This is a genomic window from Pseudomonas sp. S2_C03 (assembly GCF_054668405.1).
Genome location: NZ_CP162766.1, coordinates 2,522,250 through 2,546,670 on the forward strand (window position 1 = coordinate 2,522,250; position 24,421 = coordinate 2,546,670).

21 protein-coding genes are annotated in these 24,421 nt (G+C 60.2%); 8 read left to right on the forward strand and 13 right to left on the reverse strand.

Going from position 1 to position 24,421, the window contains the following annotated elements:
- Nucleotides 1-719 precede the first annotated feature (719 nt).
- Nucleotides 720-1,655, forward strand: a complete 936-nt coding sequence (locus tag AB4N64_RS11355) for an IS110 family transposase (RefSeq protein WP_460121494.1) — start codon at nucleotides 720-722, stop codon at nucleotides 1,653-1,655.
- A 198-nt stretch (nucleotides 1,656-1,853) separates the two neighbouring features.
- On the opposite strand, the gene pepN is transcribed toward AB4N64_RS11355, so the two are convergent.
- The 6 genes from pepN to AB4N64_RS11385 are packed head-to-tail and all read right to left on the reverse strand — an operon-like array spanning nucleotide 1,854 to nucleotide 8,378.
- Nucleotides 1,854-4,511: an aminopeptidase N gene (gene pepN / locus AB4N64_RS11360; protein ID WP_460125503.1), complete on the reverse strand. Its 2,658-nt coding sequence runs from the start codon at nucleotides 4,509-4,511 to the stop codon at nucleotides 1,854-1,856.
- Nucleotides 4,512-4,521: 10 nt separating this feature from the next.
- On the reverse strand, nucleotides 4,522-5,352 hold the full coding sequence (locus AB4N64_RS11365; RefSeq protein ID WP_460125505.1) for a DUF2797 domain-containing protein: 831 nt from the start codon (nucleotides 5,350-5,352) through the stop codon (nucleotides 4,522-4,524).
- Complete coding sequence (locus AB4N64_RS11370) at nucleotides 5,349-5,609, reverse strand: YeaC family protein (protein ID WP_460125507.1); 261 nt, start codon at nucleotides 5,607-5,609, stop codon at nucleotides 5,349-5,351. The genes AB4N64_RS11365 and AB4N64_RS11370 overlap by 4 nt, the downstream gene beginning before the upstream one ends.
- A 35-nt stretch (nucleotides 5,610-5,644) precedes the next feature.
- Entirely contained in the window at nucleotides 5,645-6,514 is an 870-nt protein-coding gene (locus AB4N64_RS11375; protein WP_460125509.1) for a rhomboid family intramembrane serine protease, read from the reverse strand.
- Nucleotides 6,511-7,491 carry a metallophosphoesterase gene (locus tag AB4N64_RS11380; RefSeq protein WP_460126709.1) on the reverse strand — a complete coding sequence of 327 codons (981 nt, stop codon included), beginning with the start codon at nucleotides 7,489-7,491 and terminating at the stop codon, nucleotides 6,511-6,513. The genes AB4N64_RS11375 and AB4N64_RS11380 overlap by 4 nt, the downstream gene beginning before the upstream one ends.
- Nucleotides 7,488-8,378, reverse strand: coding sequence for an NAD(+) kinase (locus AB4N64_RS11385; protein WP_460125511.1), 891 nt, complete (start codon nucleotides 8,376-8,378; stop codon nucleotides 7,488-7,490). The genes AB4N64_RS11380 and AB4N64_RS11385 overlap by 4 nt, the downstream gene beginning before the upstream one ends.
- Before the next feature lie 137 nt (nucleotides 8,379-8,515).
- Between AB4N64_RS11385 and AB4N64_RS11390 the strand changes: the two genes are divergently transcribed.
- Entirely contained in the window at nucleotides 8,516-9,466 is a 951-nt protein-coding gene (locus AB4N64_RS11390) for a DUF1853 family protein (RefSeq protein WP_460125513.1), read from the forward strand.
- Nucleotides 9,467-9,640: 174 nt separating this feature from the next.
- Here the strand turns inward: AB4N64_RS11390 and AB4N64_RS11395 are convergent, their stop codons facing one another.
- Together AB4N64_RS11395 and AB4N64_RS11400 are read right to left on the reverse strand one after the other, a co-directional pair.
- Nucleotides 9,641-10,924, reverse strand: a complete 1,284-nt coding sequence (locus tag AB4N64_RS11395; RefSeq protein WP_460125515.1) for an arsenic transporter — start codon at nucleotides 10,922-10,924, stop codon at nucleotides 9,641-9,643.
- Between the two features lie 69 nt (nucleotides 10,925-10,993).
- A complete protein-coding gene (locus AB4N64_RS11400) occupies nucleotides 10,994-11,551 on the reverse strand; it encodes an NADPH-dependent FMN reductase (RefSeq protein WP_460125517.1) in 558 nt (185 codons plus the stop codon).
- A gap of 175 nt (nucleotides 11,552-11,726) precedes the next feature.
- Here AB4N64_RS11400 and AB4N64_RS11405 point away from each other — a divergent pair, with 175 nt between their 5' ends.
- A complete protein-coding gene (locus AB4N64_RS11405) occupies nucleotides 11,727-11,978 on the forward strand; it encodes a hypothetical protein (protein ID WP_460125519.1) in 252 nt (83 codons plus the stop codon).
- A gap of 85 nt (nucleotides 11,979-12,063) precedes the next feature.
- Nucleotides 12,064-12,957, forward strand: a complete 894-nt coding sequence (locus tag AB4N64_RS11410) for a LysR substrate-binding domain-containing protein (protein ID WP_460125521.1) — start codon at nucleotides 12,064-12,066, stop codon at nucleotides 12,955-12,957.
- Here the strand turns inward: AB4N64_RS11410 and AB4N64_RS11415 are convergent.
- From AB4N64_RS11415 to AB4N64_RS11435, 5 genes are all read right to left on the reverse strand, one after another.
- The gene (locus AB4N64_RS11415; protein ID WP_460125523.1) at nucleotides 12,923-13,537 is read right to left on the reverse strand and encodes a GNAT family N-acetyltransferase; all 615 of its coding nucleotides are present in this window, start codon (nucleotides 13,535-13,537) and stop codon (nucleotides 12,923-12,925) included. The two genes, AB4N64_RS11410 and AB4N64_RS11415, sit on opposite strands and share 35 nt — an antisense overlap.
- Nucleotides 13,538-13,551: 14 nt before the next feature.
- A complete protein-coding gene (locus AB4N64_RS11420; protein WP_460125525.1) occupies nucleotides 13,552-15,807 on the reverse strand; it encodes an Orn/Lys/Arg family decarboxylase in 2,256 nt (751 codons plus the stop codon).
- Between the two features lie 127 nt (nucleotides 15,808-15,934).
- Entirely contained in the window at nucleotides 15,935-16,681 is a 747-nt protein-coding gene (dnaQ, locus tag AB4N64_RS11425) for a DNA polymerase III subunit epsilon (RefSeq protein WP_460125527.1), read from the reverse strand.
- 193 nt (nucleotides 16,682-16,874) lie between these two features.
- A complete protein-coding gene (rnhA, locus tag AB4N64_RS11430) occupies nucleotides 16,875-17,327 on the reverse strand; it encodes a ribonuclease HI (RefSeq protein ID WP_460125529.1) in 453 nt (150 codons plus the stop codon).
- Between the two features lie 90 nt (nucleotides 17,328-17,417).
- The gene (locus tag AB4N64_RS11435; RefSeq protein WP_460125531.1) at nucleotides 17,418-18,176 is read right to left on the reverse strand and encodes a class I SAM-dependent methyltransferase; all 759 of its coding nucleotides are present in this window, start codon (nucleotides 18,174-18,176) and stop codon (nucleotides 17,418-17,420) included.
- Between the two features lie 65 nt (nucleotides 18,177-18,241).
- Here AB4N64_RS11435 and gloB point away from each other — a divergent pair, with 65 nt between their 5' ends.
- The 4 genes from gloB to AB4N64_RS11455 all read left to right on the forward strand — a co-directional run bounded on the left by gloB (nucleotide 18,242) and on the right by AB4N64_RS11455 (nucleotide 24,418).
- Complete coding sequence (gene gloB, locus AB4N64_RS11440) at nucleotides 18,242-19,009, forward strand: hydroxyacylglutathione hydrolase (protein WP_460126712.1); 768 nt, start codon at nucleotides 18,242-18,244, stop codon at nucleotides 19,007-19,009.
- Between the two features lie 99 nt (nucleotides 19,010-19,108).
- Entirely contained in the window at nucleotides 19,109-20,551 is a 1,443-nt protein-coding gene (locus tag AB4N64_RS11445) for a transglycosylase SLT domain-containing protein (protein WP_460125533.1), read from the forward strand.
- A 214-nt stretch (nucleotides 20,552-20,765) separates the two neighbouring features.
- A complete protein-coding gene (locus AB4N64_RS11450; RefSeq protein WP_460126714.1) occupies nucleotides 20,766-22,580 on the forward strand; it encodes an extracellular solute-binding protein in 1,815 nt (604 codons plus the stop codon).
- A complete protein-coding gene (locus AB4N64_RS11455) occupies nucleotides 22,577-24,418 on the forward strand; it encodes an extracellular solute-binding protein (RefSeq protein WP_460125535.1) in 1,842 nt (613 codons plus the stop codon). The genes AB4N64_RS11450 and AB4N64_RS11455 overlap by 4 nt, the downstream gene beginning before the upstream one ends.
- Nucleotides 24,419-24,421: the final 3 nt, after the last annotated feature.

Below are 24,421 nucleotides of genomic sequence, written 5' to 3' on the forward strand. Positions count from 1 at the left end.
AACAGGAGCATAGTCCTGAAACCCGCAATCCAGAGCCCCTTCGGAAGCTGGCTTATCCTATCGGGGTTTGGAAAGGTCTGACAATCGACGCCACGTTATCTTTTGTTAACCCGGCGGTATTGGGAGGGAGGGTGAATGATGGGGTATCAGGTGGGGTGATTGGACCGTTACGCTGAGACACCGCCCCCTGTAGGAGCGAGCTTGCTCGCGATGGTAGCCCAGACACCGCAGGCCTCCAGACAGCCCAGCGTCATCGTTAACGACCATCGCGGGCAAGCCCGCTCCCACAGGAGACGGCGATCAACCTGTAGGAGTGAGCTTGCTCGCGATGGCAGCACAGGCACCGTGGGCCTCCAGACAGCCCGCGTCATCGTTAACGACCATCGCGGGCAAGCCCGCTCCCACAGAAGACGGCGATCAACCTGTAGGAGCGAGCACGCTCGCGATGGTAGCCCAGACACCGCGGGCCTCCAGGCAGCCCAGCGTCATCGTTAACGACCTTCGCGAGCAGGCTCGCTTGTATGTTTAGACTTGAAGGGGTGGGGTGGGACTACAGACTCGATTCTGACTCTGACCAGTACAGACCGTGGGAGACTTCTCCTCCCACCCCTTCTACCCAAAGCGCCGATAAGGAATTCATCGGTTAACCGACGATAGAGACAAGCCAGCGCAACGGTAGACCCCAACAAGCACCTAAACCCTAGCTCCGAGGATTTGTTATGACAATCCTTACTTCGCAAACGGTTGTCGGTATCGATGTCGCCAAGGCCGAGATCGTTGTCTACCGCGCTGATCAGCAAACCCTTGAATCCATTAAAAACGAGCGAGCAGCCCTCAAACGTTGGCTTAAAACGCTGCCAGCTCAAAGTGCCATAGCACTTGAAGCCACCAACATTTACCACTTGGACACGGTCGAGCTGGCTCACGAAATGGGCCACCAGGTCTACGTAGTGGATGCTTATCGTGTGAGCCATTACCGCCGTGGAGTCGGTCAAAGAGCCAAGAATGATCCCTGCGATGCACGCTTGCTGGCGCGTTACCTGGAGAGCGAACAAAGCAAATTGCGGATCTGGACCCCGCCGCCCAAAGCCTACAGCACACTGAAGAGCCTTCTTCACAGGCGGGCAACGCTGATCAAGAACCATACTGGGCTGATGTTGAGTTGGACCAGTGAACCTCTGTTGAAAAAGCTACAAACCGCTCAACAGAAGGCATTCAAGCAGGCAGATCAGGCTATCCAGAAACTGCTGCGCAAGGTCAGTAAGGAGGCAGGAATTGAGGAAAATATCGAGCGCTGCAAAGCCATAGAAGGCGTTGGAGAGCTAACTGCAACGGGGTTGGCGGCGACCTATATACGGGGAGATTTTGCGAACGGCGATGCATTCATCGCGTTTCTAGGGATGGACTTGGCGGTCGATGACTCCGGCAAGAAAAATGGGCTGCGATCCCTGACCAAAAAAGGGGATCCGGAGGTGCGTCGTTTGGCTTACAACGCGGCAATGGCGGCGTGTCGCTCGGCCAAATGGAAGCCGTTTTACGAGGCATATCTGGTCAGAGGCTTCTCGAAAACCCAGGCCTTGGTAGCTTTGGCCCGAAAGCTCTGCCGAGTGGCATTCGCCCTGATGAAAAATCAGAGCGAATACCTGTCAGCTTGAGAATTCAAGCTTGTCGGGCAACATAGAATCTCCCACAGGAGACGGCGATCAACCTGTAGGAGCGAGCTTGTCGAGGCGTCGAACCGTCGCGATGGTAGCCCAGACACCGCAGGCCTCCAGACTGCCCAGCGTCATCGTTAACGACCATCGCGAGCAAGCTCGCTCCTACAGGGGGGCGCAGGGCAGTGAGCGCCTGGCTTACGCCAGGCTCTTGCTCACCACTTCATATACATCGCTGGACAACTGCCCAGACGCGCGGATGCGTTCCAGTTCGCCTTTCATCAAGGCCTGGCGCGCGTCGTCGTACTTGCGCCAGCGCGTCAACGGCGCCAGTTGGCGCGAAGCGATCTGCGGGTTGAAGCCGTTCAGTTCGATCACCAGATCGGCCAGGAAGCGATAACCCGAACCATCGGCCGCATGGAAGTTGATCAGGTTCTGCCCGGCGAACGCACCGATCAGGGCCCGCACCTTGTTTGGGTTCTTGAGGTTGAACGCCGGATGCTGCATCAACGCCTTGACCCGCGCCAGCCCGCCCGGCAACGTGCTGCCGGCCTGGACACTGAACCACTGGTCCATGACCAGCGGGTTGTCCTTGAAGTGATCGGCGAACGCCGCCAGTGCCTTGGCCTTGTCTTCTTCATACGGCGAGTTGACCAGCACGGCCAGGGCCGTCAGGCGCTCGGTCATGTTGTCGCTGCTTTCGAATTGCTCAAGCGTGGCGGCCAGCACTTCGGGTTTGCCGCTGAGCATCAGGTACGACAGCGCGATGTTTTGCAACGCACGACGGGCAAAGTGCTCGGCCTCGGCGATGTACGGCGTCTGTTTGGACAGGTCACGATTGGCCTGGTAACGCAGCCACAAGGCTTCGAACAGGCCGTCGGCCAATTGCTTGCGGGCAAATTCGCGGGCGGTATGGATAGCGTCGACATCGGCCACTTCGCTGATTTCGGTCAGGTAGGCCTCGCCCGGCAAGGCAAGCATCTCGGCGACCATCGCCTGGTCCAGCGTCTCATCCGATAGCACCGTGCGCAGCGCCGACACCAGACGCTGGTCGAGCACCAGCTTCTCGCCCTTCTGCTGCTGCGCAATCAGTTCCTGCAGCACCTGGACCGCCAGTTGCTGGCCGGCATCCCAGCGATTGAAGCCGTCGCTGTCGTGCTGCATCAGGAACATCAACTGATCGCGGTTGTACGGGAAGCTCAGTTTTACCGGCGCGGAAAAACCGCGCAGCAACGAAGGCAGCGGTTGTTCGGCAATGTCCACAAAGGTGAAAGTCTGCTCGGCTTCGGTCACCGAAATCACCCTGGAGGTCCCCTGGGCGCTGGCCTCGCCGGCCAGGCGCAAGGCAATCGCCGAGCCTTTGGAATCCAGCAGGCCCAGCTCCACCGGAATCACGAAAGGCAGTTTTTCAACCTTGTCCGGGGTGGCCGGGCAGCTTTGGCGGAACGTCAGGCTGTAGGTTTTAGCCGCGGCGTCATAGGACTCGCTGACCGCCAGTCGTGGCGTACCGGCCTGGCTGTACCAGCGCTTGAATTGGGTCAGGTCGACACCGTTGGCATCTTCCATGGCCTTGATGAAGTCGTCGCAGGTCACGGCCTGGCCGTCATGACGTTCGAAGTACAGGTCGCTGCCCTTGCGGAAACCTTCAGCGCCCAACAGGGTGCGGATCATGCCGACCACTTCCGAACCCTTTTCGTACACGGTCAGGGTGTAGAAGTTGGAGATTTCGATGAAGCTGTCCGGGCGCACCGCATGAGCCATGGGACCGGCGTCCTCGGCGAACTGGTGGGTACGCAGGTACGCCACGTCCTGGATTCGTTTGACCGTGGCCGAGTTCATGTCGGCGGAGAAGCCGGAATCGCGGAATACGGTAAAGCCTTCCTTGAGCGACAACTGGAACCAGTCGCGGCAGGTCACGCGGTTGCCCGACCAGTTGTGGAAGTACTCGTGGGCGACGATCGCTTCAACACGCTGGTGCGCAGCGTCGGTCGCCGTTTCGGCGCGGGCCAGCACCGCACTGGAGTTGAAGATGTTGAGCCCCTTGTTCTCCATCGCGCCCATGTTGAAGTCGTTGACCGCCACGATCATGAAGATGTCCAGATCGTACTCGCGACCGTACACCTCTTCGTCCCAGCGCATGGACTTCTTCAGGCTGTTCATCGCGTGCTGGCACTTGTCGATGTTTTCCGGCTCGACGTAGATGCGCAGCGCCACGGTGCGCTCTGTCATGGTGGTGAAAGTGTCTTCGACACACCACAAGTCACCGGCCACCAGCGCAAACAGGTACGCGGGCTTCATGAACGGGTCTTCCCAGGTCGCCCAGTGGCGACCGTCTTCCCCCGGACCGCTGGCAATCGGGTTGCCGTTGGACAGCAATACCGGATAGCTGTGCTGCTCGGCGACCACGGTGGTGGTGAATTTGCTCATCACATCCGGACGGTCGAGGTAGTAGGTGATCTTGCGGAAACCTTCGGCTTCGCACTGGGTGCAGAACATCGTCCCGGACTTGTACAGGCCTTCCAGTGCGGTGTTGGTTTCCGGATGAATCTTGACGCTGGTGTCGACGGTGAACGTCGCGCTGGTCGGCTGCAGAGTCAGGTGGTTTTCCGTCAACTGGTAGTCGGCTGCGCTCAACGCCTTGTCGGCCAGGCTCACCGACAGCAGTTCAAGCTGTTGGCCATCGAGCACCAGCGGCGGCAGGCCCGGGCCACGCTCGGGGTTGCGGCGCATCACCAGTTGCGCGTGGACCAGGCTGTGGTCCTCGAACAACTCGAAGGTCAGGTGCGTCTCGTCGATCAGGTACTCGGGTGCCTGATAGTCCTTCAGGTAGATCATCTTCGGTTGTTCGGTGCGCATGCTGGAGTCCTTACTGATGCACGGCGAGCTGATAAGCCGTGTACTTACGAATATTGATCACGCCAGTGTCGAAAATCAGGTATTGGCCCTTGATTCCCAGCAGCGTGCCTTCGGCAATCGGGTGCTTGTCCAGGTTGAAGCTGACGATCTTCGCCGGATACTGCTCGACCGGAAAACGGATCTCCAGCGGCTCCACATCGGCAATGGTCTGGATCGCCTGCAGACCGAATCGTTCCTGCAAGGCCTGCAAACCGTCGGCGCAGCTTTCAAAGAGTTGGTCGCGGATCGCGGCCAGGTCTACTGGCGCCGCCTCGCCCTTGAGTAAAGCACGCCAGTTGGTCTTGTCCGCCACCTGACCGCGCAGCAGGTCTTCGACGAAACCCGATTGCTGACGGGTCGCGACGCGCATGATCGGCAACGCCTGTCGGGCGCCCTGGTCGATCCAGCGGGTCGGCAGTTGGGTGGCGCGGGTGATCCCGACTTTCACCCCGGACGAGTTGGACAGATACACAATGTGATCGGTCATGCAGAACTTCTCGCCCCACTCCGGTTCACGACAAGTACCGGCGTCGTAATGGCAGCGCTCCGGGCTCATGATGCACAGGTCGCACTGCGCCAGCTTGGTCATGCACGGATAGCAGTAACCCTGGCTGAAACTGGTTTTGGTCTTGCGCCCGCAATGGGAGCAGAAGATCGCCCCCAGGTACTCCAGGCGAACCGTGCTGCCGATCAACGGATTGACCGGCACCTCGATCTCACCCAGGCGAAACGCGTATTGCACGTCGGCACCTTCGAGGCGTGCCGACATCTTGCTGATTGCACCGCGGCCAATCTCGATCAATGGACAGCATCCGACTTGAACAGGATGTTGGGCACTTCAATCGACTTGGAACCACATTCCTGGGTGCCCATGTAACCCGTGTGCTGGTCTTCGGGCAGGTTCTGGATTTCCCAGGCGATCATCGCCTGCAGCGACAGTTCGCGCTGTTCGGCGGTGAGCTTGCCACCGTCGGACCACTTACCGATTTCAACTGCCGTTTTCAGGCTCTGGTAAATGTCCGGGGTGATGTTGTTGATCATTTCATTGAAAGAGGACATTGGTTCTGCGCACTCCATGATTCACATAAAAGGTTCTAGGCAGCCAGTTTACGGCGGTTGTACAAACCGCCCAACAAACCGGTCAAACATCCGACGAGCAGCCCACCGACGTGGGCGGCATTGGCGATTTCACCGAAGCCGATCAACGAGACCAGCCCCGAAAGGCACAACAACAGCCACACCAGCATCATGACCAATACGCCGCGAGGCAGGCGGTAGGCGCGGTTCGGCGACAGCAACTGGAAAATCCAGCAATGCCCGAGCAGGCCATAGAGCACACCCGACAACCCACCGAACAGGGTCGGGCCGCTGAAAACGAACTGGGCATAGTTGGACACCACGGCGAACAGCAGCGTCAGGCCGATCAGGTTGATGCTGCCCTGGCGCGACTCAATGCGCCGCCCCAACTCCCAGTACCACATGCCGTTCATGGCCAGGTGCAGGAAGCCAAAGTGGATCAGCATCGGCGTCACCAGGCGCCACCACTGCCCCGCTTCCAGGCTATCGGCCAACGGGGTGAAATGGATGTACTCGCCGACAACGCGGAAATCAAGGAACGTCAGCCAGCGCATCGACTCGAGGTTTTCCCCCAGCAATGTCACCGCGCCGACGACCAGCGTCAGCAACAACACCAGCGCCGTGGCCCTGGCATGGCGCAGTTGCTCGACAAACCCTGGTCGGTGTTGGGTTTTGGCCTCTGGGATATCGAGTTTCTGTTCGGGATCACCGCCCGGGTAGCGCTCGTACAGCACACGCACGTCGTCGCTGAGGCTGGCCGGCACCCACAGCACCTGCTCGCCCTGCTCTTCGCTGACCCGGTGTGGCACCTGCATGCGCTCGAGCAATTTGACGAACCCGCTCAGGTCCACCGCCAGCGGCAGGCGTAATACGGCCACGGCGCTCATCGCAAGGCCTCGGGTCTTTCGACATCGACCCAGACGAACTTGTGCGGGTCCAGGCGGGTTTCCTGATCCAAGCGATAGGCCACCAGTTTGCCGTAGAGCACCGCGCTGTAGTCCAGGCACGCCAGGTTGGGCCGGATCGGTGCCGGCTTGCCGCTGCGCCAATAATGGCCCACGAACAACAATGGCTCGTCGGCACCATAACGCAGCAACGTGTTCTTTTCGCTGGAGGTCAGCGGCGTACGGGCCACCGGTTCCGGCAAGGCATCAGGCTGGAAGACGATGTCGCCATAGGTTTGCGGGTCGTTTTCCTCTTCCCAGAATTTGGTGCGGAAGAACGACCGGGTCAGGCCGTCACCGCTGGTCATGGTCTGGCCGCCGGGCAGGCGCATATCGGTGCCGCGCAACAAGCGGTCGAATACGGTGCAGGCGAAGCTGCCGGGCATGCCGGATGCCTGGAGAAAATGTTCATCGACACGACCATCGGGAAACAGCGCGCGCAGCGGTTCGATCAGGCCCGCGTCCCAGCAAGCGTGCACCACGCGAAAACGCCCGGCGTCGACGAACAGTGGCAGCTCATAGAACCATTGCTGGAAGTCATGCCAGTCCGCCGGGTGGTTTTCGAACTGCGTCAAGGTCTCGCCCAGCAAGCGCGCGTGGCGCGGCGTATGTTCGCGTACGAATTGCTTGCCGCTGCCCGGCGGCGCGGGCGTGCTCCAGCCCAGAGCGTTGAACTCATGGTTGCCCATGATGCACAGCGCCTGGCCGGCCTCCACCATGTCGTGGACGATATGCAGCGCCTCGCGAATCCGTGGACCGCGGTCGATGATGTCGCCGACGAACACCGCCATGCGCGAGGCGTGCCGCCAGACGCCACCCTGTTTGTGATAACCCAACTGATCGAGCAGATGTTCAAGGGTCAACGCGCAACCATGTACATCACCGATCAGGTCATAACTTCGCGCGGGATCGAGCATCAGTCGCCTCCACCACCCAACTTGCTGCCCCAGCCGAGCTTGGTCCGGCAGACTTCATAGTAGTTGTGGTCGAGCGGGTGAATCAGCCGCAGCTTCTGTGCTTTCTTGCTCACGGTGATGGTGTCACCCGGTGCGCAGGTGAAGTGGTTCTGCCCATCGCAGGAAACCTGCGGGTAGATTTGCATATCCTTGGACACGACGATTTTCAGCTCACTGTTGCCATCGACCACGATCGGCCTACCCGACAAGGTATGGGGGTACATGGGCACAATCACAATAGCGTCGAGCTTGGGATGCATGATCGGTCCACCTGCCGACAGCGCGTAAGCGGTCGAACCGGTTGGCGTCGAGACGATCAGGCCGTCGGCCTTCTGGCTGCACACGAACTGGCCGTCGATGTACAGCTCGAACTCGATCATGCGTGTCGATTTGCCGGGGTGCAGCACCACGTCGTTCAAGGCATCGCCCTGGCCGATGGCCTCGGCGTGACGCCGGACTTCGGCTTGCAGCAGGAAGCGGTTTTCCACCAGATAATGGCCGTCGAGCACCTCGGCGACTTTCACTTCGAGCTCGTCGGGGCGGATATCGGTGAGAAAACCGAGGCTGCCGCGGTTGATGCCCAGCACCGGGATATTGTGCTTGGCCAGTGCGCGCGCGGCTCCGAGCAAGCTGCCATCACCGCCAACCACAATCACCATGTCACACACTTCACCGAGCATCTTGCGTGACGAGGTTTGCAGGCCATGACCCGGCAGCACTTCGGCAATGGTGTCTTCGAGGATCACATGCAGGTGACGATCGAGCAGAAACCGTTTCAGTCGGCGGACGGTATCCAGCACCTGGGAACTGCCCAGGCGACCGATGATGCCGATATTACGAAATTGCTCCATGGGGCTCCTATAGCGACACGGGGGCAGGGACGCGGGGGCCTGCGACGACTAAAAACACGATTATGGGCGAAAGCGCGGGATAGACAAAATCCTTTCAGCGACAAGGGTGTACTCATGTTTAAGGCTATGCTCGCAAGATGATCCTATTTCCCGACCTGTTGTCGTTGCCCCATCAGTTGCGCCACCCCGAGGTGCGTGACCTGGCCTGGGTCATCCTCACGCCGCCGATGCTCGAAGTCACGCCATGGCCGCAACGCCATCCGCTGGCCGGCAGTGACTGGGTGCAGGCACCGGAACGCCTGGAGGCCTGGCTGCGGCAACTGGATCGCGACAGCTATGACTTGCTGCATTGGCTCGCCCAGGCCCGCACCCGACGCCTGGGTTTGTACTACGAACGCCTGTGGCAGTACGCGGTGCGCCACGCGCCCGGCATCGAACTGATTGCCGCCAACCTGCCGATCCGCCGCGAAGGTCACACACTGGGCGAGCTGGACATGCTGCTGCGTGACGGCGACGGTGTGCATCACCTGGAACTGGCAATCAAGCTTTACCTCGGCCCCCAGGATGGCAACGGACACGACCCGGCGCGCTGGCTCGGCCCCGGCTGCCATGACCGACTGGACCGCAAGCTGACGCACCTGAGCCAGCATCAACTGCCGATTGCAAACCGCCCCGAGAGCCGAGAAGTGCTGGCGGCGCTGGGTATTGGTGAGTTCAGCTCCCATTTGTGGCTCGGGGGTTACCTGCTGTATCCGTGGCCGGGGCAGTCCCACTCACCGGTTGGCGCCCATTCTCAACACTTGCGTGGCCGCTGGTTGCATCAGAAAGACTGGCCCGAGTTTTCCGCCCGGCGCCCGATCGGTCGATGGCAGCCCCTGCCCCGCCACGCCTGGCTGGCGCCGGCACATTATCCGGCGGAGCAGACGTGGAATGCCGAACAACTTCAAGCGTGGCTCAGCGAACTGGAACCGTTGGCGCCGGCGCAGTTGCTGGTGCGGCTGGTGGAAAATGGAGACGGTGACTGGGAGGAAGCGGAGCGTTTGTTCCTGGTGGCGGATCTTTGGCCGAATGTGCCTGGAATCAGCTAGCCTGCGCCCCCCTGTAGGAGCGAGCTTGCTCGCGATGGTAGCCCAGCCACCGCGGGCATTCAGGCGTCCCGCGTCATCGTTGACGACCATCGGGAGCAGGCTCGCTCCCACAAGGAGTTGTTTTCACCGGATTTACTGTGGGAGCGAGCCTGCTCGCGATAGGGCCAACCCGATTCAAAAGCTCAAACGCACAGCCAGCGCCACCAACGTCACCAGCAACACCGGCAGCGTCAACACGATCCCGACCTTGAAGTAATAACCCCAGCCGATGCGAATGTTCTTGCGCTGCAACACATGCAGCCACAGCAAGGTCGCCAGACTACCAATCGGGGTGATTTTTGGCCCCAGGTCGCTACCAATCACGTTGGCGTAGATCATCGCTTCCTTGACCACCCCCGTCGCCTGGCTGGCATCGATCGACAGCAGGCCAATCAACACCGTGGGAAGATTGTTCATGATCGACGACAACAACGCCGTCAGCAGGCCGGTGCCCAACGCCGCGCCCCAGACGCCATAGATGGCAAACTCGTCCAGCCAACCCGCCAGATACCCGGTGAGCCCCGCGTTACGCAGACCGTAGACCACCAGGTACATGCCCAGGGAAAAAATCACGATCTGCCACGGTGCTTCTTTCATGACCTTGCGCGTGGAGATCTTGTGTCCCCTGGCCGCGATGGCCAGCAGCAACGCCGCACAGACCGCCGAAATGGCGCTGATGGGAATGCCCAGGGGTTCCAGGGCAAAACAGCCCGCCAGCAAGATTACCAACACGGCCCATCCGGCAAAAAACGTCGCCTTGTCGTGAATCGCGGTGGCTGGATGTTCCAGTTGCTCGGGGTCGTAACTGCTTGGGATGTCACGCCGGAAAAACCACATCAGCACCACCAGCGTTGCGGCGACACTGACCAGATTGACCGGGATCATGACCGCCGCATAACGATTGAAACCGATGTTGAAGTAGTCGGCGGACACGATATTGACCAGGTTCGACACCACCAGCGGCAGGCTCGCGGTATCAGCGATGAACCCTGCGCCCATCACAAAGGCCAGGGTGGCCGCCGGGGAAAAGCGCAAGGCCAACAGCATGGAGATGACGATCGGCGTAAGAATCAGCGCCGCGCCGTCATTGGCGAACAGCGCCGAGACCAGCGCCCCCAACAGCACCATCCAGGCAAACAGCTTGCGGCCATTGCCATGCCCCCATCGCGCGACGTGCAGCGCCGCCCAGGCGAAGAACCCGGCCTCATCCAGCAACAGGCTGATGATGATCAGGGCAACGAACGTCCCGGTGGCATTCCAGATGATCTGCCACACCAATGGGATGTCACTGAGGTGCACCACGCCGAAAATCAGGGCCAGCACAGCGCCCAGCATCGCGCTCCAACCGACGCCCAGGCCTTTGGGCTGCCAGATCACCAAGGTAATGGTCAGCAGGAAAATCAGTGACGCCGTGAGCATGGAATACTGCCTGAGAGGAACAAAGGCGCAGATTCTGTAACAACCCGCGCCTTTGTAGCAACGCTGGGGTCAGGCCTTCTTGTGTTGTTCGACCCACTTGGCATAGGCGTTGATGAAGTTCTGCAGGAACGGTTTCACCGACTCGGAGAGCTTGCCGGCCTCATCGAATGCCGACCCGGCGCCGCCGAGATAGGCCTCAGGCTGCTGCATGCACGGCACGTCAAGAAACACCAACGATTGGCGCAGGTGGTGGTTCGCGCCAAAACCGCCAATCGCCCCCGGCGAAACACTGATAATCGCCCCCGGCTTGCCGCTCCAGGCACTTTGGCCGTACGGGCGGGAACCCACGTCGATTGCGTTCTTCAACGGCGCTGGAACTGAACGGTTGTATTCCGGGGTGACAAACAGCAGCGCGTCGGATGACGCCACTTGCTGGCGGAAAGTGCTGTAGGCTGCCGGCGGCGACACATCGATGTCTTCGTTGTACAGCGGCAGATCGCCAATTTCGACGATGTTCAGCTTGAGATGTGCGGGCGCCAGTTCAGCCAAGGCCAATGCGACCTTGCGATTGATCGATTCCTTTCTCAAGCTGCCGACCACAACAGCAATCTGGTACACGTTGCTCATGGAAGATTCTCGACTGTCCGATTGAAAGAGTTAGTAGTTATAGATGACGAATCCTACAGAAAGCGACTGAAAAAACCGCCCCTGACTATTTTTTTCTCGTAGGAAAACTTACTTCGCCCAACCACGGTCTACTGAGCCGCAAATTGAGTGATTTATCCCCAGAGGTTCTAAGCAGATGGCAGAAGTACTTGTCGGTCAGTTCCATGCACGAGACGCGGAAGGCCGTGTTTATTCAGTGCATGAGTACCAGGAATCAAACCCTTCGGCAGACGGCCTCACCCCTGTCACCATCTACAAACTGGCCATCGGCGACCGCGTCAAGAAGCTCGATGACAATCAGTTTCTGCTGGTGCAGTCGGACATTACCCTCGTGCGCGAACCCGAAACCTTCGTAACGAGCCTGGCGGAAACCAACGTTGCTTCATAACCGTGCGTTATGAGCAGAAGTCATGTGCGGACTTGAGTTAGGATTCAACCACTGACTCTTCACCCGCTGAACATGGACTTCACGCATGCGTTTACGCCATATCGAAGTAATTCAGGCGCTTTTGCAGACCGGTCACCTGGGCACCGCCGCCGAATGGCTGCAACTGCCGGTGGCCGAGATCGAAAGCACGCTGCGCGACATCGAGAGTCAGTTGGGCTTCATGCTGTTTTCCAGCGTTCGGGGGCGTTTGCAGGCGACGCGTGAAGCACGTGAACTACAGGTCGAGATTGCCCACATCTACGAGGCGCTCGAACCGGTCCAGCGACTGGCCAGCAGCCTGAAACAGTATCACGCCCCACCGCTTCGCATTATTTGCACGCCGCCCCTGGCCCAGGCGTTGTTGCCGCAAAGCATTGCCGCCCTGCGCCGGCGCCTGCCGGATGTGCCTTGCAGCCTGTTGAGCCAGCCCACCCGCGACATCGTCCGTCACCTGTTACTGCGCGAAAGCGACCTGGGCCTGAGCCTTCACGACCCCGAACACGCTGACATCGACTGCCAGGTCATCGCTCAGGGCAAATTGCAGTTGCTGGCCCCTCATGGCTGGCTACAACCCAAGCAAAAGTACATTTCCCTTCAAGATCTGGCCGGGCAAGCGATGGTTGGCCTTGAAGGTCATGATCCGCTGAACCCGGCGCTGGACCACAAACTTCACGCCCTGCGCCCTGCCCCGGTGATCCACACCCGCGTACAGACCCATCAGATGATGCGCAGCATGGTCGAGGCCGGCGAAGGCCTGGCGATCGTCGACCCGCTCACCGCGCTCGGCGCCAAATCGGCGGGCTTGGACACGTGCCCGCTAGCGCCTGCGGTCCCCATCAGCGTCTACGCTTTGTCGCTGAAAAATGGCGAACCCTCACCTGCGGCTCAGGCTTTGCTGGAAATCGTCACGGAACAAGCCGCGGCGATGTTGGCGAACTGATCGGGTTTTCAAGGGGGTTGTCGAAAAACCGATACCAGAACAACGCCACCTCGGCGGTATTGGGGTCAATGCCACGATAACGCAGGTGGTCGAACCCACCAATCGTGTAGCCGCAGCGTTCGTACAACCGGCAAGCCCCCAGGTTATTGTTCTGGGTTTCCAGCATGATGCCTGGCAGTTTTTTCTTGCGACTCCAGAATTGCGCTACATCCAACAGCGCCTTGGCCACACCATGTCGACGAGCCGGCGCATGCACCGCCAGTTCGTCGATATGGGCAAAACCGTTCCAGTTGGTACTGATCACCAGGTGCCCCACCGGTTCATCATCCAGATAAGCCATGAAAATCGCACTGTCAGCGGCATCGTGAAAAGCGCTGAACTCTTCGGGATCGATGCCGTAGCATTTGCGATAAGGGGTGATGGGGGTCACCCGCCACTGCTCTACCGGCTTGCCGATTTCCGCCGCCCCATAAGCCGCGACTTCGAAGCTGAAATCACTGCCCCAGACATAAGATGGGAAACCCTCATCGGCAACGCGCACCGACAAACCTGGATACTTGGGATTCATGACTGGTCGCATGCTGGAGAACACCCTCATTCCTTAACGCAATCGACGGTATAACGCCGCCCATTGCCTTCATCTTCGTGTTGCAAGCCGTGCACGTCGGCGACGAACCCGGGGAAGCTGCTGTCGAACGTACGCGCAAACGCCAGGTAATCGTTGATCGAGCGGGTCGATTCGGTGAACCGTTCACCCGGCATGATCAACGGAATGCCCGGCGGATACGGCACCAGCATCACGGCCGCGATGCGTCCTTGCAGTTCGTCAATCGACACCGCCTCCACTTCGCCACGCACCAGATGGTCATAGGCATCGGCCGGTTTCATGACGACCTCCGGCAACACCGTGTACATCCGCTTGAGGTGCTTGGCCGTGGCATTGCTGCGATAACAGGCATGCAACTGATCGCACAGGTCTCGCAAGCCCATGCCCCTGTAGCGCGTGGTGTCCTGCTGGGCCACGCAAGGCAGGCACGTCGCCAGGCTGACGTTGGCGTCGTAGCTGCGTTTGAACTCCAGCAATTCGGTCAGCAACGTGCTCCATTTACCCTTGGTGATGCCCATGGAGAACAGCACCAGGAACGAATACAAGCCAGTTTTCTCGACCACCAGCCCGCGTTCCCACAGGAACTTGCTGACCACCGCAGCCGGAATCCCTCGCTCACTCAACGCGCCACCGGCCGTGAGGCCCGGCATCACCAGGGTGACCTTGATAGGGTCGAGCAGTACATAGTCGTCGGTGACATCACCGAAGCCATGCCAGTCCGCCTCGGGTTGCAGCAACCAATCCTGCGTCACCACATGGTCGATGCCCTCCGCCGACGCCGGCTGCCAGATGGAAAACCACCAGTCATCGGCGGCAATGTGCTGGCGAAGATTGGCCAGCGCCCGGCGAAAGCTCAAGGCTTCGTCGAACATTTCTTGTAACAGGGAACGACCCGCCGGACCTTCCATCATCGCCGACGCCACATCCAGCGAAGCGATGATGCTGTACTGCGGCGAGGTGGAGATGTGCATCATGAAGGCTTCGTTGAAGCGATCCTGATCCAGTTGCCGCGCGCCGCCGTCCTGCACGTGGATCATCGATGCCTGGCTGAACGCAGCCAGCAGTTTGTGGGTGGAATGGGTGGTGAACACCAGTGGACTGTCTTCGGTGCGTGATGTGCCCATGCCATAACGACCGGCGAAGAATTCGTGAAACGCCGCATAGGCATACCAGGCCTCGTCGAAATGCAGCACTTCGACGCTGTTGCCCAGCTTCTGCTTGATCAGTTCGGCGTTGTAGCACAGGCCGTCATAGGTCGAATTGGTCACCACCGCCAGCTTCACTTTGGGCTCACGCCCCCGGGTCAGCGGGCTGGCGTCGATCTTGGCCTGGATCGATTCTCGACTGAACTCACTGAGCGGGATCGGGCCGATAATCCCCAGTTCGTTGCGCTCCGGGCACAGGTACAAGGGAATCGCCCCGGTCATGATGATCGAATGCAGTACCGACTTGTGGCAGTTGCGATCCACCAGCACCAGGTCATCACGGGCGACCATCGAATGCCAGACGATCTTGTTGGCGGTTGACGTGCCATTGATCACGAAAAACGTGTAGTCGGCGCCGAAGTTGCGCGCCGCCCGGGCTTCGGCTTCCGCCAGCGGCCCGGTATGATCGAGCAACGAGCCGAGCTCGGGCACCGATACGGACAAATCCGAGCGCAAGGTGTTTTCCCCGAAGAACTGGTGAAAGGCCTGCCCCACCGGACTCTTGTGATAGGCCACGCCACCACCATGCCCCGGCGTGTGCCAGGAATAGTTGGAGTCGGCGGTGTGTTGCACAAGCGCCTTGAAAAACGGCGGCAGCAGCCCGTCCAGGTACTTGCGTGCGGCACGCGCCACCTGCCGAGCCAGAAACGGCACGGTGTCCTCGAACAGGTAAAGAATGCCGCGCAGTTGGTTGAGTTCGTCCATGGCGTCGGCTGGGGCGTTCTCCAGCGTCACCTGTTCGCCGAGGGCGAAGATTGGCAAATCCGGTGCACGCACCCGTGCCAAGGCGATCAATTCATCCATGTTGTGCAGCAAATGGGAATTCGTGCTGGGGTCTTCGGCGGCAATCAACATGCACGAAAGGCCGTGATGGGTCGAAGCGACCAGCCTTCCCTCGGTGTAATCCACCGCAGAGACGATACTGAAACCTTCCTGCTCCAGCTCCCGGGCGATGCCTCGCACACGATCTCCGGCAACCGTATCGGCCTTGATGTCGCGATGGACGATCAAGACCGGGAATTTCAAATCTTTGTACATGGGGCTCAGAGTCCTGAGGCGACAAGACAAGGCTTGCCAATCACCTCAGGGTAGAGGGTTGAGGCCGATGTGGCGAGTGGCGAAATCCGGTCTCGAGCCGATCGGCGCACTGTCATTTGGCCACGACTCAGGCCTGGGCCTTGGCCTCGGTGAGTTGTTGCCACAGGGATGGAGCACCGGCAGATTTGGCGATCACTTCCAGGCGCGCCATGTGCTGGGCGAGCTCCTCTTCGCTGGCGCGGATGATTCGCGCCGGCTGACGATCAGCCGGCAAGCGGCGGATTTCGGTGGCACGGCTGGCGCCGCCTTCTCCATCGGAAGCATTGCCGGCCAGGGACAGGCTGGTCTGCCCACCCGTCATGGTCAGGTAGACGTCGGCGAGAATCTCGGAGTCGAGCAGAGCGCCGTGCAGTTCACGGCCAGAGTTGTCGACGCCATAACGTTTGCACAAGGCATCGAGGCTGTTGCGTTGGCCAGGGTGACGCTCCCGCGCCATCAACAAGGTGTCGAGGATCGAGCAGTGTTGCGAAATATCCGCGCGCTCGTGCTGCCCCATCAGGGCGAATTCGTTGTTGATGAAGCCAACGTCGAACGCCGCGTTATGGATGATCAGCTGTGCGCCCTGGATGAACTCGAAGAACTCATCGGCGACTTCAGGGAAACGCGGCTTGCCCACGAGGAATTCGTTGGTGATGCCGTGGACGCCAATGGCGCCCTCGTCGCTCTCGCGGTCCGGTTGCAGGTAAACGTGGAAGTGCCGCCCCGTCAGGCGCCGACCGATCAACTCGACACAACCGATTTCGATAATCCGGTGGCCGTCGGTCACCGGCATGCCGGTGGTTTCGGTATCGAGTACAACGGATCTGGTGGCCATCAGTGTTCAGCTCTCAATCGGTGAGTCTTGTGAAAGGCGCGGATATTAGCATGCTTGCTGGGGTGTTTCAGGGGGACTGTGTCGTCTCAATCGCGGGCAAGCCCGCTCCCACATGGGATCCATGCTGTTCACAAATCCACTGTGGGAGCGGGCTTGCCCGCGATTGGGTGCGACTCGGTACAACAGAAAAAACCTAACCCTGCTTGAACCCCCGAACCTCATCCACCCCACGGTTGGCCAACTGGTCCGCCCGCTCGTTGCCGTGGTGGCCGATGTGGCCGCGCACCCATTTCCAAGTGACGTTGTGGCGGTTGACCTGTTCGTCCAACTGTCGCCACAGGTCCGCATTCTTCACCGGTTCTTTCGCCGCCGTTTTCCAACCGCGCTTCTTCCAGTTGGCCATCCATTCATTGATGCCCTTCATGACATACTGCGAGTCGGTCACCAGCAGTACATCGCAGGAACGCTTGAGCTCTTCGAGCCCGCGGATCGCGCCCATCAGTTCCATGCGGTTATTGGTGGTGTTGGCTTCGCCGCCCCAGAGTTCTTTTTCAACGCCCTTGCACACCAACAATGCTCCCCAGCCGCCAGGGCCGGGGTTGCCTTTGCAGGCGCCGTCGGTGAAGAGTTCAACACTATCGCTCATGCCAGTCTTTCCAAAAAATGCAATGGCTCGTCGAGCCGCGCTCGACGATGGCCGACGCCGGGGCACGCCCGACCGGAATGAAAACAGGGATTACGGTTCGATATTGCGCCGGTTGACCTTGGCCATCGGCAACGGAATCAGCTTGCCCATTGGTTCGCGACGCTCCTGACGCAGCGGACGCAGGCCGACCACGATTTTGCGCGCCACCAATAGATAGAAACCGCCCCCCGAAAGTTGCCAGCTACCGGCCCTGCGCTCCCAGCCGGCCAGCCTGGCTTGCCAGGCGGGAGATGCGAGCGGCGGACGATAGCACCCGAAGCGGCGTTTCTCCAGCGCGAAGCCCAGCAGGTTCAACCAGTCGCCAACGCGTGACGGGGAAATACAACGGGCCTTGCGCAAGGCGTCGTGGGCGAACACATGGCGCAATCCCCACGAGCTCCAGGGGTTGATGCCGATGATCAGCAGATGCCCGCCAGGCCGCACAGCGCTTGCCGCCTCGCGCAGCAGCCCGTGTGGTGACAGGCAGAAATCCAGGCCGTGCTGCAACACCACCACATCGGCGGCGTGCTCGCTCAGTGGCCAGGCCTGCTCTTCACAAACGATTTCGACGCCCGGCAACGGCGCGCCAAGGCGTACATTGCGCTGCACCTGCGTGGCCGACGGCGGTGTCTCGGCCGAGGGACCGTAATGCACCAGGTAGCCGCCGAAGAAGCGCCCCAACTCGTCCTCGAGCATGCGCCGCTCTTCGTCCAGCAAAAACTGTCCGATCGGGCCGGACAGCCATTCACGTGCCGCGCTGATCAACGCCAGCCAGTCAGGATCGGCCTGAGCGAACGCTTTATCAGTCATTGCATTCTCCAACGCGCCAGGAAGTTCTAAGATGCGCCATTGTTTACCGCTTGGCGAATCCCTTGATGATACAGATCACAGCCCTGCCCGCCTTCACCGACAACTACATCTGGTTGTTACAAGACCCCGACACCCGCCGCTGCGCCGCGGTAGATCCGGGCGACGCCGCGCCGGTACAGGCCTGGCTCGCGGACAAACCGGGCTGGGTGCTCACCGACATTCTGATCACTCATCACCACCACGACCACGTCGGCGGCGTAGAGTCACTGAAAAAAGCGACGGACGCGAAAGTCTACGGCCCGGCCAGCGAAAAAATCCCGGGGCGGGACGTCGCCCTCAAGGACAACGACCGCGTCAGCGTGCTCGGCCTGGAGTTCCAGGTGTACGCCGTTCCCGGCCACACCCTGGGACACATTGCGTTCTACCATGAAGGCGTGCTGTTTTGCGGAGACACCCTGTTCGCTGCCGGATGCGGCCGCCTGTTCGAAGGCACCCCCGAACAGATGCATGCATCCCTGAACCGCCTGGCCGCCCTGCCGGAGCAGACACGCGTCTACTGTACCCATGAATACACCTTAAGCAATCTGCGCTTTGCGGTGGCCGTCGAGCCTGGCAACCCTGATACCGTCGAACGCTTGGCCAACGTCACGGCACAACGGGCGGCCGGGATCATCACCTTGCCTTCGACGCTGGCCCTGGAAAAGCGTACGAACCCCTTTCTGCGGACCGCCGAAACATCCGTTAAAGATAAAGTGGACGAACGGAACGGCCCTCAAGACCGGGCTCCAAGTGCGGTTTTTGCGGCCCTCAGGGCATGGAAAGACACGTTCTGAAGCGCCCCTGCGTCACTGCGGCAGATCGCAATGGTTGACCGAATAGAGTGCGCTTTCTAGAATCGCCCGACATTTTTGCCCGGAACTTACTTCCAGCCAATGTCGTCATCTATTCGTAAGTCCATCAATTCAGACGCACTGACCCGCCTGGCTCAAGCCATAGCGGTGGCTGTGTCCGCCACTCTGGCGGGCTGCTCCAGCCATGTGCCGCAGACTGAAGCGACTCACACGCCGAACATTGCCGCGCGGGCCAAACAGAAGCCGATCTGGCTCAGCGAAAAGCCGAGCCCGCAGATTCCCCAGGATGTCTGGGAGCGTATGCGTCAAGGCTTCCAATTGCAGGAAGGCATTGGCGTAAACCCGCGCATCGAGCAACAACGCCTGTGGTTCGCCAGTAACCCGTCCTTCCTGGAGAACGCCGGCGAACGCGGCAGCCTCTACATTCATTACATCGTCGAGCGCCTCGAAGAACGCAACATGCCGCTGGAACTGGCGCTGCTGCCAGTGATTGAAAGCGCGTATAACCCGATGGCCTATTCCCGGGCCGACGCCGTGGGCTTGTGGCAGTTCATCCCGTCCACCGGGCGCTACTTCAACCTTCGCCAGACCCGCTTCTACGATGGCCGTCGCGATATTACCGCCTCGACCACGGCGGCAATGGATTATCTCACCCGCTTGCACGACATGTTCAACGGCGACTGGTTGCTGGCCCTGGCGGCCTACAATGCCGGTGAAGGCACGGTCAGCCGCGCCATCGAGCGCAACGAAAAGCTTGGCCTGCCAACCGATTACTGGAACCTGCCGCTGCCGTCCGAAACCCAGGCCTATGTGCCCAAGTTGCTGGCCCTGTCGCAGGTAGTACTGGCTCCCGAAGCCTACGGCGTGAACCTCAACCCGATCGCCAACGAACCGTACTTCCAGGTCGTCGAGATCAACCAGCGCATGGACCTGTCCAAGGTTGCCGCGGTGGCCAATATCGACGAAGACGAACTGTTCCAGCTCAACCCGGCCTTCAAGCAGCGCACCACCATCGACGGCCCCCAACACTTGCTGGTGCCAACGTCCAAGGCGCAACTGCTGACCACCAGCCTGTCGACCATGCGCCCGGACGAGTTGATCAGCAAGCGTCCGCTCAAGCCGGTTTTCGACGGCGCCGACAGCCCCGCCATTGCCAGCGCCAAGCGCAGCTACCGCGTCAAGCGTGGGGATAACCTGGGCACCATCGCCAAAGCCAACAAGGTCGACGTCAAGGACCTGCAGCGCTGGAACAAACTCACCGGCAAGAACCTCAAGGTCGGTCAGACCCTGGTGATGCAGGACACCAGCAAACGCAGCACCGGGCGCGTCGACACCGTGGTCGCAGCCAACGCCAGGACCAAGGGCAAGAAAGAACAGACCCAGTACAAGGTCCAGCAAGGTGATTCGCTTTACATCGTCGCCAAGCGCTTCAACGTCGAGATGCAACACCTCAAGCGCTGGAACCCGCGCGTGGGCAAGGCCCTCAAGCCTGGCCAAATGCTCACGGTCGCCTCACCGCGCTAAACAAGAGCCCCTGGAATCAGGGGCTTTTTTGTATCTGGGATTGCTCACCCGGTCCCCTGTCGACCGGCTGCTCCTACAGGGTGCGCATAGGCCAGTAACCCACAATTAACCCCGCATTAACGCCCCGTCTTTTTCCTGTCCATACAAGCTGTTACTGTACTGGCCATAAAAGCCCAAGCCGCCTGGATCGGATCCCTTGACGCGTCCCCTCCTCCTGTTACTGATCAGCCTGGCCTTGAGCTCATCCGCAAGCGCGACAATCAGCGAAAGCCATGGTTATGCGCAGTTCGGCACGCTCAAGTACCCGGCCAGATTTACCCACTTCGACTGGGTTAACCCGCAAGCGCCCAAGGGCGGTACGTTGCGGGTGATGGCGTTTGGCACTTTCGATACGCTTAATCCCTATACTTTCAAGGGCACGAGCCCTGTCGCCACGCCGAATTTCCTGCAATACGGCATCAACGAGCTGAACGAGCCGCTGATGGTCGGCACTGGCCAGTATGCGCCCTCCGGCGACGAACCCACGTCCAGTTATGGCCTGATCGCGCAGTCGGTCGAGTACAGTGAGGACCGCAGCTGGGTGGTATTCAACCTGCGTCCCGAAGCACGCTTTCACGATGGTGTGCCAATTACCGCCTACGACGTGGCGTTTTCCTACCGACTACTGCTCAAGGAAGGCCATCCGCAATACCGCACCAACCTGCAGGAAGTGTTGCGGGTCGACGTGCTCAACCCACACCGGATCCGCTTTGTCTTCAAGCGAGCCGGTAATCCCCTGCTGATTCTGCGCCTCGGCGAACTGCCGGTGCTGCCACAGCATTACTGGAAAGGTCGTGACTTCAAGGCGACCACATTCGAACCACCGCTGGGCAGCGGGCCCTATCGCATTACCTCAGTCACACCCGGCCGGCAGATTGTTTTCGAACGGGTCAAGGATTACTGGGGCAAAGACCTGCCGGTCAACCGCGGCAAATACAACGTCGACCGCATGGAAGTCGAGTTCTACCGCGACAGCGACGTGGCGTTCGAAGCGTTCAAGGCCGGCGAATTCGACATCTACATCGAGCACCAGGCGAAAAACTGGGACACCGGCTACCGCTTCCCGGCGGTCAATCGCGGCGACGTGATCAAGGCGCAGATTGCCCATCAGATCCCGACCCAGACCCAGGGCCTGTTCATGAATACCCGTCGCGCCACGTTCTCGGACGCCAGGGTGCGCGAAGCACTGGGGCTGATGTTCGATTTCGAGTGGACCAACCGTACATTGTTCAGCGGCGCCTACAAGCGCGCCATGAGTTACTACCCCAACAGCGAGTTCACCGCCAGCGGCTTGCCGGTGGGTCACGAGTGGCTGATGCTCAAGCCGTATCGTGAACAATTGCCCGACCGGTTGTTCACCGAGCCTTTCACGCTGGCGCAAACCCAGGGTCGCGGCATTCCTCGCGAGACCATGCGCAAGGCGCTGGGACTGCTGGGCGAAGCCGGTTGGAAACTCAACGGCCAGCGCGTACAGAATGCAACCGGCCAACCGCTGCGCCTGGAGATCCTGCTGGTCAACCCGAACCTGGAACGCATTCTGCAGCCCTATGTCGAGAACCTCGCCAGCATCGGCATCGAGGCCCGCCTTCGTACGGTCGATCGCGCGCAGTACAAACAGCGCCTCGATCAGTTCGATTTCGACATGATCCTCATGACCCTGGGCCAGACGTTAAGCCCAGGCCTTGAACAATGGCAGTACTTCCATTCCAGCCAGGTGGGGATCAAAGGCAGCAAAAACTATGCAGGCATCGCCAACCCTGTGGTCGATCACCTGCTCGATCAGTTGCTCGCGGCCAAGACCCGTGACGAACAGGTTGCCGCCGGCAAAGCGCTGGATCGGGTGCTGTTGTGGCAGCACTACATGATTCCCAACTGGTATCTCAATTATCACCGCCTGGCGTACCGCAACCGGTTCGCTTTCGTCACTACGCCGCCCTACACCCTGGGCCTGAGCGCGTGGTGGTTGAAGTCTTCGGAGAAAGATCGATGAAACCCTTACGTGCCCTGCTCCTGCAGGCGGGCGGCGTGCTGTTGTCCGGACTGGCCTGCGCCGCTCCACAACACGCCGTCACGCTGTACAACGAACCGCCGAAATACCCGGCAGACTTCAAGCATTTCGATTACGTGAATCCCGACGCGCCCAAGGGCGGCATCTTCCGCCAGGCCGGGTTTGGCGGCTTCGACAGTCTCAACCCGTTCATCAGCAAAGGTGTGCCAGCGGATGATATCGGCCTGGTCTACGACACGCTGGCCAAACAGGGCCTGGACGAGCCGTTCACCGAATATGGGCTGATCGCCGGCAAGATCGAAAAAGCACCGGACAACAGCTGGGTGCGTTTCTACCTGCGTCCTGAAGCGCGCTTCCACGACGGGCATCCGGTACGTGCCGAAGACGTGGTGTTCAGCTTCCAGACCCTGATCAAGGACGGCGCCCCGCTCTATCGCGGCTACTACAGCGATGTCGAAGAGGCCGTAGCCGAAGACCCGCTGACCGTGCTGTTCAAGTTCAAGCACACCAACAATCGCGAACTGCCGTTGATTCTTGGCCAGTTGCCCGTGTTGCCCAAGCACTGGTGGGCAACCCGGGACTTCACCAAGGGCAACCTGGAAATGCCGCTGGGCAGCGGGCCGTACAAGGTCAGCCAGGTCAAGGCCGGGCGCTCGGTGCGCTATGAGCGGGTCAAGGATTACTGGGGCAAGGACTTGCCGGCCAACCGTGGTTTCTACAATTTCGACGTGATGCTCACCGATTACTACCGCGACAACACCGTGGCCCTGGAAGCGCTCAAGGCCGGGCAGTTCGACTACTGGCTGGAGATGACGGCAAAAAACTGGGCCAACGGCTACAACGTCCCGGCGGTCACCGAAGGCCGGCTGATCAAAGAACAGATCCCGAACGGCAACCCGACCGGCATGCAGGGTTTTGTCTTCAACATGCGCCGCCCGGTGTTCCAGGACGTGCGAGTGCGCCACGCGCTGACATTGCTGATGGACTTCGAGTGGACCAACAAGCAGCTGTTCAACGGAGCTTACGCACGCACCCGCAGCTTCTTCGAAAATTCCGAGATGGCCGCCACCGGCCTGCCGGACGCCGAGCAACTGGCGATCCTGGAACCGTTTCGCGACAAGATCCCCGAACAGGTGTTCACCGAAGCCTTCGAGAACCCGGTCACCGACGGCAGCGGCATGATCCGCACCCAGCAACGCAAGGCGTACCAACTGTTGCAGGAAGCCGGCTGGCGCATCGTCGACGACAAGATGGTCGACGCCAACGGCAAGCCGGTGACCATCGAGTTTCTCCTCGCGCAAACCGAATTCGAACGGGTGCTGCTGCCCTTCAAGCGCAACCTGGCCGACTTGGGCATTGACCTGGTGATCCGCCGCGTGGACGTCTCTCAATACGTCAATCGCGTGCGCTCGCGAGACTTCGACATGATTGTCGGCAGCTTCCCGCAATCCAATTCACCGGGGAACGAACAACGCGAGTTCTGGAAGACCGAGGCCGCCGACCGGCCTGGTAGCCGCAACTCCATGGGGCTCAAGGACCCGGTGGTTGATCAACTGGTGGAGCAGTTGATCAACGCCGACTCGCGTAAAAGCCTGGTGGCCCACGCCCGCGCACTGGACCGCGTGCTGCAATGGGGTTATTACGTGATCCCCAACTGGCACATCAAGACCTGGCGCGTGGCCTACTGGAACCACATCGGTCACCCGAAAACCTCGCCCAAGTACGACATTGGCATCGCCACGTGGTGGATCAAGCCAAACGTTGCACCGGCCATCGAAGTCGAAACCAAACTGCAAGCCGACCCTGCGGGCACGGAGTAATAG

Coding starts and splice junctions, on each gene's coding strand:
- AB4N64_RS11355 (WP_460121494.1), top strand. CDS start 720: ATGACAATCCTTACTTCGCAAACGGTTGTCGGTATCGATGTCGCCAAG.
- pepN (WP_460125503.1), bottom strand. CDS start 4,511: ATGCGCACCGAACAACCGAAGATGATCTACCTGAAGGACTATCAGGCA.
- AB4N64_RS11370 (WP_460125507.1), bottom strand. CDS start 5,609: ATGTCCTCTTTCAATGAAATGATCAACAACATCACCCCGGACATTTAC.
- AB4N64_RS11375 (WP_460125509.1), bottom strand. CDS start 6,514: ATGAGCGCCGTGGCCGTATTACGCCTGCCGCTGGCGGTGGACCTGAGC.
- AB4N64_RS11385 (WP_460125511.1), bottom strand. CDS start 8,378: ATGGAGCAATTTCGTAATATCGGCATCATCGGTCGCCTGGGCAGTTCC.
- AB4N64_RS11390 (WP_460125513.1), top strand. CDS start 8,516: ATGATCCTATTTCCCGACCTGTTGTCGTTGCCCCATCAGTTGCGCCAC.
- AB4N64_RS11395 (WP_460125515.1), bottom strand. CDS start 10,924: ATGCTCACGGCGTCACTGATTTTCCTGCTGACCATTACCTTGGTGATC.
- AB4N64_RS11400 (WP_460125517.1), bottom strand. CDS start 11,551: ATGAGCAACGTGTACCAGATTGCTGTTGTGGTCGGCAGCTTGAGAAAG.
- AB4N64_RS11405 (WP_460125519.1), top strand. CDS start 11,727: ATGGCAGAAGTACTTGTCGGTCAGTTCCATGCACGAGACGCGGAAGGC.
- AB4N64_RS11410 (WP_460125521.1), top strand. CDS start 12,064: ATGCGTTTACGCCATATCGAAGTAATTCAGGCGCTTTTGCAGACCGGT.
- AB4N64_RS11415 (WP_460125523.1), bottom strand. CDS start 13,537: ATGCGACCAGTCATGAATCCCAAGTATCCAGGTTTGTCGGTGCGCGTT.
- AB4N64_RS11420 (WP_460125525.1), bottom strand. CDS start 15,807: ATGTACAAAGATTTGAAATTCCCGGTCTTGATCGTCCATCGCGACATC.
- dnaQ (WP_460125527.1), bottom strand. CDS start 16,681: ATGGCCACCAGATCCGTTGTACTCGATACCGAAACCACCGGCATGCCG.
- rnhA (WP_460125529.1), bottom strand. CDS start 17,327: ATGAGCGATAGTGTTGAACTCTTCACCGACGGCGCCTGCAAAGGCAAC.
- AB4N64_RS11435 (WP_460125531.1), bottom strand. CDS start 18,176: ATGACTGATAAAGCGTTCGCTCAGGCCGATCCTGACTGGCTGGCGTTG.
- gloB (WP_460126712.1), top strand. CDS start 18,242: ATGATACAGATCACAGCCCTGCCCGCCTTCACCGACAACTACATCTGG.
- AB4N64_RS11445 (WP_460125533.1), top strand. CDS start 19,109: ATGTCGTCATCTATTCGTAAGTCCATCAATTCAGACGCACTGACCCGC.
- AB4N64_RS11455 (WP_460125535.1), top strand. CDS start 22,577: ATGAAACCCTTACGTGCCCTGCTCCTGCAGGCGGGCGGCGTGCTGTTG.